7 protein-coding genes are annotated in these 11,156 nt (G+C 47.7%); all 7 read right to left on the bottom strand.

What is annotated here, in order from left to right; genetic code table 11:
* Positions 1 to 35: 35 nt before the first annotated feature.
* Positions 36 to 1,610 carry a glutathione ABC transporter substrate-binding protein gene (locus tag C7R94_RS20790; protein ID WP_106784270.1) on the bottom strand — a complete coding sequence of 525 codons (1,575 nt, stop codon included), beginning with the start codon at positions 1,608 to 1,610 and terminating at the stop codon, positions 36 to 38.
* A 140-nt stretch (positions 1,611 to 1,750) separates the two neighbouring features.
* On the bottom strand, positions 1,751 to 1,936 hold the full coding sequence (locus C7R94_RS29920; protein ID WP_146142812.1) for a hypothetical protein: 186 nt from the start codon (positions 1,934 to 1,936) through the stop codon (positions 1,751 to 1,753).
* 537 nt (positions 1,937 to 2,473) lie between these two features.
* Entirely contained in the window at positions 2,474 to 3,682 is a 1,209-nt protein-coding gene (locus C7R94_RS20795; protein WP_106784272.1) for an amidohydrolase family protein, read from the bottom strand.
* Positions 3,683 to 3,719: 37 nt separating this feature from the next.
* Positions 3,720 to 5,291 carry a glutathione ABC transporter substrate-binding protein gene (locus C7R94_RS20800; RefSeq protein ID WP_106784275.1) on the bottom strand — a complete coding sequence of 524 codons (1,572 nt, stop codon included), beginning with the start codon at positions 5,289 to 5,291 and terminating at the stop codon, positions 3,720 to 3,722.
* Positions 5,292 to 5,394: 103 nt separating this feature from the next.
* Positions 5,395 to 6,969, bottom strand: coding sequence for a glutathione ABC transporter substrate-binding protein (locus C7R94_RS20805; RefSeq protein WP_106784277.1), 1,575 nt, complete (start codon positions 6,967 to 6,969; stop codon positions 5,395 to 5,397).
* A 745-nt stretch (positions 6,970 to 7,714) separates the two neighbouring features.
* Positions 7,715 to 9,319, bottom strand: a complete 1,605-nt coding sequence (locus C7R94_RS20810; RefSeq protein ID WP_106784280.1) for a glutathione ABC transporter substrate-binding protein — start codon at positions 9,317 to 9,319, stop codon at positions 7,715 to 7,717.
* 410 nt (positions 9,320 to 9,729) lie between these two features.
* Positions 9,730 to 11,055, bottom strand: a complete 1,326-nt coding sequence (locus tag C7R94_RS20820) for an IS3 family transposase (protein WP_106784284.1) — start codon at positions 11,053 to 11,055, stop codon at positions 9,730 to 9,732.
* Positions 11,056 to 11,156 lie beyond the last annotated feature (101 nt).

Consider the following 11,156-nt stretch of genomic DNA (forward strand, 5'->3'; position numbering starts at 1 on the left):
AGGGACAGCGACAAACGCTATCCCTTTTTTCACCGTTAGTTGATCGATACTTCATCCAGCATCAAGTAGCCAACAGGACTCAGCCAAAAGCCATTTACATTCTTGGATGTAACCGCCACATGGTTAATCGTGCGGATTGGAAGGATCGGCACTTCCTTCAGCTCGATTTCTTGCAACTTGGCGTAAATTTCATTGCGTTTTTGCGCATCTTTTTCGCGACGTCCTTCTTCAATCAGCTTGTCAACCTCTGGGTTATTGTAGAACGCCATGTTACCTGCGCTGCCTTTCGAAGTGCTGTGGAAGACGTTGTACTGGTTGTAGTCGCCATCCCCTGTTGCATTGCCCCAGCCCCCGATGAACATCGCATGCTCACCATTGTCAGTGTGCTCCAGATACGCACCGTATTCCATTACTTTGATCTCCAAATCAATACCGATACCTTTCAGCTGTGACTGGATGACTTCTGCTACGTTCATGCGCTCTTTACGGTCGTCTGTCACGATGGACGTCTTGAAGCCGTTCGGGTAACCTGCTTCTGCGAGCAATGCTTTTGCCGCATTGACGTCATACGCGTAATCCTGAAGATTCGGGTTGTAGCCGATGACTTTTGGCGACATCGAGGAAACAGCTTGTGTTCCTACATTGTTGTATACCCCTTGTACAATGGCTTGCTTTTCGATAGCATGCGCGACAGCTTGGCGTACGCGTACATCATCAAATGGCTTCTTCTGCACGTTAAAGCCAATGTAATCCACACCCAAGCCTTCTGCACGAACCATATTCATGCCAGGAGATGCCTGTGCACGCTCTACTTCCGTTACCGGAAGCTGGTCGCCGATGTGTGCTTCGCCTGCTTCGATCATCGCTACACGGGTCGTATCTTCTGGAACGACCTTATACAACACTTCATCTACCTTTGGCTTTTCACCCCAGTAGGTATCACTTTTCGTAAGCTTCATATCTTGACCCGGTGCCCACGATGTAAATTTGAAAGGTCCGGTTCCCACAGGCTGCTTTGCCAATGTATCGGAATGCTCAGCGATTGCTTTCGGGCTAATAATGCTTCCTTCTGAGCTAGCCAAGATGGAGAGCAGCGGTGCAAAAGGATATTCCAGCACGAAATGTACAGTCTTGTCATCCACGATCTTGATTTCTTTGATCATGGAGAAGTTGGAGGCACGCGGCGATGCAACCTTTGGATCAAGTACACGTTCGAACGTCTTTTTCACAGCGTCTGCTGTAAAGGGTGTACCATCGTGGAACATAACGCCCTCACGGAGCTTAAACTCCCATGTCAAGTCGTCGAGCTGTTTCCATTCAGTAGCTAGTGTAGGCTTGTACTCGCTGTTTTTATCGCGAGACACCAAGCTCTCATACACTTTTCCATACACATAGTTTGCCGAAGGAATATTGGAGATGAAGTGCGGGTCCAAATTGTTGGCGTCTGCCTTGCGAGCGACAATCAGAGTTCCGCCTTCTTTCGGAGCTTCAGCAGCAGCTGTATTCGTCGAACCGGATTGCTCCGGGCTCGCACCACCACATCCAGTCAGCGCAACACTAACCGTCAATGTCAGAGCCAACAAAGAACCGACCATGCGCGTTTTCTTCATTTGTGTCTACCCCCTGTAGAATACTGTCGAAAATTCTGAATCTATTTCTTATTTGCATTATACGGTAGATTTTCAACCGAGCCTTTCAGCATCTTTACATCAATTTATAATATTTTTACTTTTATTTAATTTTGTACAGATTAAAAAGTGTGAAAATATATTCGATACCGTTGCTTCGGTGGAGAAGCGCGTTTCCAGTCTTCGCTTCGGCCTCCGCCCCGCAAGGGGTGAAGACTGTCCGCTCCGGCATGAATGACGGCAGCCGCTTCAAAAGTGGTAGCCTCGATGACGTATTCGCACGTTGAAGCTAAAAACACTCCCGTCATTCATACCTCCGCTCGGTCGGGCTCCAGAGGCGCTATGACTGGAAACACGCTTTTTGGATGTAGCTTTTGCTGATTTTCCGATCTATATATGAACGGCAAGAATAAAATGATTGAAGGTTCTTGATGATTGTCCTCCTATAGGATTCTGATGAATGGATCTGATATGAAAATCATTTATGGTTAGTTAAGTAATTTTCATCATCTTGTATTGCCTTTCAAGATGTTACTAAAGCTACACCGGAAGAAGTGCATTTCCAGTCCAAGCGCCTCTGGAGCCCATCTCAGCGTAGGAATAAATGGCGGGGAATTTCAGCTTTTATTACATACAAAAACGCATTCGCGTTTTCTGGTTTGAAGCGCTCCCGCCATTTATTCCGAAGCGAACAGTCAATCCCCCTTGCGGGGCGGAGGCCGAAGCGTAGACTGGAAATGCACTTCCTCCTTCACTACGGCTACTTTTATTAACAAATGAAAAACCAACCTCCCAAGAAGCCTTGGAAGATCGGATCACTCTTACTATCTTTATGATTGTTTCTGTCAAACCATCTTGCCCGAGAAAACCACCGCTTCCTTCGGAGATTGTCTAGCCACTGCCTCGGCGGAGCATCTGGCACGGATGAAAACCGCATTTGCCTCATCTCCGACTTTCGGCCAAACCTGATTCCCGGCTTGGTCCAATGGAGTCAAGCCACCTGTTACGAATCCCAGTGCACGCGATAGAGATCGCTCATCGATCCAACGGAACCGTTCAGCCAGACGGTTTGCTTTTTGCAGCATATCTCCGGTTCCAAATGGGTCCCAGTGATCGGTGATGTTGTCATTGCCCAAACCAACATGGACGCCTTTGGCATGAAGCAACGGAATCGGTATGGTCGGCATATCAATAGGGACTGCTGACATGACAGAAATTTGCTGTTCGGCAAAAAGCTCCGCGACCTCTTCTGCCACAGCAGTCGGAACCTCTCCTAGCCCGTAAGCATGGCTGACAGTGACTCGACCTTTCCACCCCGCATCCTTCGTCATCGCAGCCAGTTTTTTCATAATATAAACACCCAGATGTCCGGGCTCGTGCAAATGAATGTCCACATCCGCATTCGCATCCACCGCTATGTCCATCATCGTATCTAGAGATTTCTCAATATTATCGTCAAACGTGGCAGGATCTACACCACCGACGAGGCCGGCTCCATGCTTCATTGCCTCGCGAACGAGGGAAACAGAATCACTGCGCAGCAAGCCATGTTGGGGAAACGCGACAATTTCCCAGGAAAGTTTTTCACGGTAAGTTGTCAATGCCTCCAATGTGGCTTCCAGGTTTTTCAGCCCAATGACCGGGTCAATGTTGCAATGAGTCCGAACGTGAGTAGCTCCGTGCGATTGCACTAACTCCAGCAGCTTTTCTGCACGTTCACGGGCGACGGGAAGCTGGCGGGGAAGCAGTTCCTGCTCTTGCTCGATTCGAAAAAAACGATTGGGAGCAGGAAGAACAGCTTGCCACGGACCTCCATAAAATGTTTTGTCCAAATGAATGTGCATTTCCCGGAAAGAAGGAAGCATCAGCAGGCCTTGTGCATCCCACACAGATACCCCCTCAGGTATACCTAACGAAGCAGGTACGATCTTCTCAATGCGACCGTCTGTGAGCAAGACGTCATAACGCTCCGTCTTTGTTCCCGTCACGATGCCATTCTCCTCTGTATAACCACATTCCAGACTCGCATTTTTGATCCACAAGCTTTCTTTCATGCCCCGTCTCCCATCCTTTTCTCTCTAAATGTTTGCGTTATTCGATCGCAATGCCGTTGATCATCATATACCCAGAAGGGCTGATCCAGAAGCCTTTGATGTTTTTGCCGACTGCTGCGACATGCTCAAGATTGCGGATCGGAACGATTGGTGCTTCTTGCTTTTCAATCTCCAACACCTTCGCATAGATTTGCTTGCGTTTTTCCGTATCCTGCTCACGGCGCCCCTCTTCGATCAGCTTGTCCACTTCTTTATTCACATAGAACGTGGTGTTTCCGCCTTTGCCCAAAGAGCTGGAGTGGAACAAATTGTACTGGTTGTAGTCAGCGTCTCCAGTGGCGTTGCCCCAGCCGCTGATAAACAGCTCTGTTTCACCGTTGTCTTCTGCATCCAAATAGGCTCCATACTCAAGCACTTTTACCTCTACCTCAATGCCGATCCCCTTTAACTGGGACTGGATCACTTCCGCAGCATTAATCCGTTCCTTGCGATCGCCTGTCCACAAGGTTGTTTTGAAACCGTTCGGGTAGCCCGCTTCTTTTAACAGGGCCTTCGCCTTATTCGGATCGAACTCGTATCCTTTCAAGGCCCCATCGTATCCAAGAACCTTCGGACTTATTGCGGAATTCGCTTTCGTTCCGACATCGTTGTACACACCTTTGATGATCGCATCGGTCTCAATCGCATAGTTGATCGCCTGACGAACACGAGCGTCGTCAAACGGTTTTTTCTTGGTGTTGAACCCGATGAAATCTGTCCCCAAACCTTCTGTCCGGTACAAGCTCATATGAGGGGAATTACTGACGCGGTCAATTTCTGTCACCGGCAATGGTTCAGCGATGTGCGCCTCGCCCGTCTCTACCATGGCCACGCGGGTCGTGTCCTCTGGTACGACTTTGAAGACGGCCTTCTTGAATTTTATCTTTTCTCCCCAGTAGTTGTCATTTTTCATGAGTACGATCTCTTGGCCAGGTGTCCACGATTCGAATACGAACGGTCCTGTACCAACGGGATGTTTACTCAGATCCTTGCCGTATTGCTCAATCGCTTTTGGGCTAATGATGCTGCCTTCGTGGTTGGCGAGGATCGACAGCAATGGGGAATACGGGTAGGCCAGCTTGAAATGCACAGTGTAATCATCCACTACTTTTATTTCCGAAAGCATCTTAAACTGAGACGCGCGTGGAGAGGCGACCTTTTCATCGAGGACGCGTGCGAATGTTGCTTTCACCGCTTCGGCGTTAAACGGCGTACCATCGTGGAAATTGACTCCCTGACGCAGCTTGAACTCCCAGGTGATATCGTTCAACTGCTTCCATTCCGTGGCTAGCATCGGTTTGAACGCCATGTTATCATCTCGCTGGACAAGACCTTCATATACTTTGTGATGGACCACACTCGCTGCATTGATCGCTGAAATAAAGTGCGGATCAAGATTGTTTGCGTCAGACTGCCGTGCAATCACCAGCGTCTGATCTGTTCCCGGAGTTTCCTTCGCAGCCGGAGTCCCTGCCGCACCTTGCTCTGTACCCGATGAACAGCCTGTAAGCACGAGGCCAACGCTCAAGATACCTGCCAGCATTGAACCTAGCATCTTCTGTTTTTTCACTAGACTCGCCCCCATTTTCATTCTTTCTTTATATAATCAATCAGCATAGCTCATTCCCAATGGACGAAGCTATGCTGATCATGAAGCACTTTTTAGCTGAAAATTACGGCAATGTCACATCGTCGACCTCAATGTGTCCTGCTGGGCTGATCCAAACTCCTTCTACACCTTTTTGAACCGCTGCGAGGTTTTCTGAGAAGCGGTACGGTACCATTGCCGCTTCGTCCATTTCGATTTGCTGTGCTTTTTCGTAGATTTGCTTCCGTTTTTCTTCGTCTTTCTCTTTGCGGCCCTCATCGATCAGCTTGTCCACTTCCGGATTGCTGTAAAAAGCATGGTTGCCGGCTGCCCCTTGCGACTTCGTGTGGAACAGATTGTATTGGTTGTAGTCTGCATCGCCTGTGGCATTGCCCCAACCGCTGAGGAACAATTCTGTTTCGCTCTTGTTGGCTGCTTCGATATAAGCACCGAACTCCAGCACTTTCACTTCCAAATCGATATTGATTTGTTTTAGCTGTTGCTGCAGCACCTCTGCCAAGCTAACTCGTGCCTTGTTATCGTTTAAGTAAATGGTTGCTTTGAAGCCGTTCGCGTATCCAGCTTCCGCCAACAGCTTTTTGGATTTTTCCAGATCGTAAGGCAAGTCTTTTACATTCGGGCTGTAACCAACCATGGACGGGGTAATAGAGGAATGAGCAACCGTCCCCACATCGTTGTAGACCCCTTGAAGGATGGTTTTCTTATCGATCGCATGTGCAATCGCTTGACGAACGCGCGCATCATCGAACGGCTTCTTCGAGTTGTTAATCCCGATATGATCGCTAGCGAAAGCAGGGTAACGGCCAAGTGTCATACTCGGAGAATTTTTCACCCGATCGACTTCTGTCACTGGCAATTGCTCAGCTATATGCGCTTCTCCTGTCTCGACCATCGCGAGTCTGGTCGTATCCTCTGGAACGGTCTTGAAGACGACTTTGTCCAGCTTCGGCTTGTCGCCCCAATAGCTATCGTTTTTCACCAGAACGACTTCTTGACCTGGTGTCCATGATTCGAATTTGTAAGGCCCTGTTCCGGTTGGATGCTTGGTCAAATCTTTCCCATACTGTTCAATCGCTTTTGGTGACAAAATTCCCCCCTCTGCACTGGCAAGCACGGACAAGAGCGGTGCGTATGGATAGTGAAGGATGAATTGAACCGTTGTATCATCCACCACCTTTACTTCTTTGATTGCCTCGAACAAATTGGCGCGGTTAGAGCCTACTGCCGGGTCTTGGACACGAGCAATCGTCTTTTTCACAGCTTCCGCATTGAACGGTGTGCCATCGTGGAACGTCACTCCAGAGCGAAGCTTGAACTCCCATGTCACATCATCGAGCTGCTTCCATTCAGAAGCGAGTGAACCTACATATTTGCTTTCTTTGTCCATCCGAATAAGACCCTCGTATACCTTGTGATGAATGATAGCAGCGGAATTGATTTGCGTGAGAAAATGTGGATCCAGGTTGTTCGCATCAGACAAACGGGCGATGACGAGTGTCCCACCTTCTTTGCCAGCTGGTGATGAAGCTTTGGTTTGCCCGGAAGAATTTGCCTCAGGTGCTTGTGAGCAGCCTGCCAACGCTGTAGAAACCGCAACGGTCATGGCAAGCAGCGTCTGGAAAAAGCGCGTCTTTTTCATGTAGTGATCCCCCTGTTTTGTGAAAAGCGTCTCGACGTTTTTCATAAATGTTGATGTGACCGCTTGCGGTCAAAAAAAACGGTCGTGACTGTTTTTTGCGCCAGATGTACTTGAATATTTTGACCATTCGCACATATTTTATTTTACCCACTATTCTGGCATTGTATTTTCACTCTCTTTACTTGTATTTTCACTTTCTTTACTCTTTTTTTCACTTTTTCTACTTTCATGCGAATCATGCAATAAAAATAGAGTTGGAGTATATGTTGCTGTAGTGGTGTGGAGGAAACAGGAGAAAACGCTCAGCTTCTAGGGCCACCCCCTGCGGGATTAATTTCTCCTGTTTCCTCTACGAGCTTTCCGTGTGATCCGATTTTTTTAATGCCTGAAAAGCTTGAAGAACCTCATGAGTTACGACTGAGAAGAATATTTCCTGACGTAGCGACTTGTGGAGTCCTACACAGCGAAGAAGGGGTTCGCGGGCAAAAGAAACGCAACGTGCGCGCGTTACGAAGCGGCTACCACTTTTGCGTTTCCCCGCGAATCCCTTCAGAGCGGACAGTCTGAGCCCTCAGCAGGACGGAGCCTGGAGCCTAGACTGGAAGTATTCTTCTCCCCACCGCAGCCACAATACTGGCTTCGCCAAGATTTTTGGTGAAGTCTTCCATGTCGATATGATTTTTTATTAATTCTTATCTACTAAAAAAGACCCTCTCCATTTGGTAGAGAAGGTCTCTAGCTCCTGTTATTGAATCGTGACTTGACTCACATCAATGTACCCGGATGGGCTGATGTATACACCCTGAACATTTTTTGCAATGGCTGCGAGGTTTTCACTGCTGCGGAATGGCAGCAACGGCACCTCCTCCATCTCGATTTGCTGCGCCTCTGCGTAGATTTCCTTGCGCTTCTCTGGATCTTTCTCCTTGCGACCCGCTTCAATCAGCGCATCGACTTTTGGATTATTATAGAAGGAATGGTTGCCCGGCACACCTGCTGACGTGCTGTGGAAGAGGTTGTACTGGTTGTAATCTGCATCCCCGGTCGCATTGCCCCAGCCACTAATGAACATTTGCGCTTCCCCTTTTGCCGCCAATTCCAGATACGCGCCGAACTCCATCACTTGAATCTGCAAGTCGATGCCGATTCCCTTCAGCTGGGATTGCAGCACTTCTGCTACATTGATCCGTGCTTTGTTGTCATTGAGATAGATGGTTGCCTTGAATCCGTTGGCGTAGCCTGCTTCGGTGAGCAATTGCTTCGCTTTGTTCAAATCGTATTCAGGCGTTTTAATATTCGGGCTGTAGCCGATGACTTTTGGCCCTAATGATGAGATGGCTACTTTTCCGACATTGTTATAAACCCCTTTAATAATCGCTTCCTTATCGATTGCATGGGCGATGGCCTGACGGACGCGAACATCGTCAAAAGGCTTCTGCTTGACGTTCATCCCGATATGGTCAACCGCGAATGATTCGAACCGGCCTAAAGACATGCTCTGCGAGTTCTGTACCCTTTCCAGTTCCGTGACCGGTAGCTGTTCTGCGACATGAGCTTCACCTGTCTCTACCATGGCTACGCGTGTCGCATCCTCAGGAATGGTCTTGAAAACGACTTTTTCCAGCTTCGGTTGGTTGCCCCAATACTTCTCGTTTCTCACCATGACGATTTCTTGTCCAGGCGTCCATGATTCAAAGATGAACGGCCCCGTCCCTACTGGTTTCTTGGACAACTCTTTGCCAAATTCCTTCATCGCCTTTGGACTGATGATGCCACCCTCGGCACTCGCCAGTACGGACAGGAGCCCTGCGAACGGATAATGTAAAATAATTTCTACCTTCGATGGATCGATGACCTTCACTTCTTTAATCATGCCAAACATGTTTGCTTTCGGAGTCGGATTGTCTTTGTCCAAGATACGATCGATCGTCTTCTTCACGGCCTCAGCATTGAAAGGCTCCCCGTCATGGAAGGTAACACCGTCACGCAGTGTGAACTCCCAGGTGACGTCGTCTTTTTGTTTCCATTCCTTTGCCAAAAGAGGTTTGTACTCGCTATTCCGATCCATCATGACCAAACCTTCATAGAGCTTGTGCTGCGTCACTGCCATGGAATTAATCTGGGTACTGAAATGCGGGTCCAGATTATTCGCATCGGACAAGCGCGCAATAATCAGGGTACCGCCTCCACCCGCTGCGGCCGATGAAGACGCGGGGCTAGTCGAAGCTTGATTGGAGTTGGACGCGGAGTTCGTCCCATTGGATGTCTGACTGCCACCACAGCCTGCCAAGACTGTGGAAACCAAGACAGACAGGGCGAGAATGGAGCCGAGCATGTGCTTCTTCTTCACTGTAAATGCCCCCTTGTTCTGGATGATAGAATGAAAAGAATATGACATGACTAAATATTACTAATTTTCTCACTATTAATCTTTTCAATATCTTTACCTTTCTTTTCACTTTCTTTACTATGTCGTTTTTGAATGTTCAAAATAACTCTATTGAAGGTGCCTACCATAGTGGAGGAGAAGAAAAAGCACAGGTCTCTTCGACTCTGACACGCCCGCAAGGGGGATTCACTGGACGTCTCCACTTAAAACAGGGGACCGTCGAGCCAAAGCCACCCTACGGGCGGAAGTTTCTCAAGGAAGAAGTGTTCGACAAGCGTGGTCCCCTTTTTTAAGTTCCGACTGGGCAGGCGTTGTCAAGGTTGAACTACTACCCTAGAAATAGACAGAATTTGAAAAGAGCCTGTTGCAAATTAAGCAGCTATGAGATGATTCCTGATTTCATCAGGAGTCATCTTTTTTAATGTCCATTGATAACGCTCTGAATTGTAATAGGTTACATATTCGTTGACGCGTTGACGCAACTCTTGAAGTGAAACACAGTCCTTGTATTCGAGTTCGTCTTTCATATGACCGAAGAACGATTCCATTGAAGCATTGTCCCAGCAGTTACCTTTGCGAGACATCGACTGCTTAAAACCAGCCTCAGCAATAAGGCGCCTCGTTGTAAGATGAGTGTAGTGCATTCCTTGATCCGAATGAAAAATAGCATCAGGATGGACGTTACCGTCCAATCGTTTGATTAATAAGTCTAGTGTCCGTTTCACTAGTGATAGCTCCAATGTCGAAGACAGATAGTGTGCCAAAATCTGTTTGGTCGCCCCATCTTTTACGCAAGACAAATATGCCCATTGACCAGTACCATAGCGCAAATAAGTGATGTCAGTAAGTAGAACCTTCTCGGGTATACCTTGGTCAAACTGACGTTTAAGTAGGTTTGGGCATGTGCGGTGTTCCTGAGTAGCCTTGGCCATTTTTCGATACGGATTCGCTTTCCGAGTGACTAGCTTAAACTTTTGCATAAGACGACGAATCTTTTTATGATTCATCACGACACCGTTCATTCGCTCCAATCTCATTTTAATGACCAGCACTCCTGCTCTCCCTTTTCGAGTTTCGAAATGCTCCTTGATGAGCAGGAAGTCTCGTTCGTCGGCTTCTTCTCGAATTTGTCGCCGTCCCTCAGCACTACACCAGCGATAATAGCCACTTGAGCTCACTTCAGCAATCTGGCATAGATAACGGGTTACACGCTTCAAGCCATGTTTACGAAGAACTAGGTCAATAAGCTGAAAGCGCTCGGGAGACGATAACGTCTTATTGGTTTGTCTTTCGAGCGCTTCTAGCTTTTTTAAAAGTTCGTTCTCTGCCTCCAGAAGCCTAATTCGTGCTTCAGCACGTCTCAGTTTTTCTTCCGCTGATAACTCTCCCTCTGACTTTCTACCGGTGCTCCCCTTGCCTCTGCGCTCTTCACTTAATCCAGCTTCACCAAAAGTCGTACATACTTTTCTCCATCGATGTAAGCATTTTTTTGGCGTATGCCGACCAATTATTTCCAAGGGGAAACCTGCCTGAAGAAATATCTCAATCGGCGTTTGTCCCTCTCGATATGCCTGGACAGCGGTAAATTTGAACATAGGAGAATACGTGATGTTTTTCCCTGTTACTCGAAGTACATTTTGATTTTTCTCTAACGTATGTATCTCATGTTCCGTAAAACTTACTCTGTTTTTACTCATCTTACATATCCCCACTCATTTCTTGTTAATGATGATTAAAACACAAAAACCCGTTAGACGGTCACTTTTTTCACAGTGTCCATCTAACGGGTAGTAGTTCA

Source organism: Brevibacillus sp. NRRL NRS-603 (genome assembly GCF_003013445.1).
GTDB lineage: Bacteria > Bacillota > Bacilli > Brevibacillales > Brevibacillaceae > Brevibacillus > Brevibacillus formosus.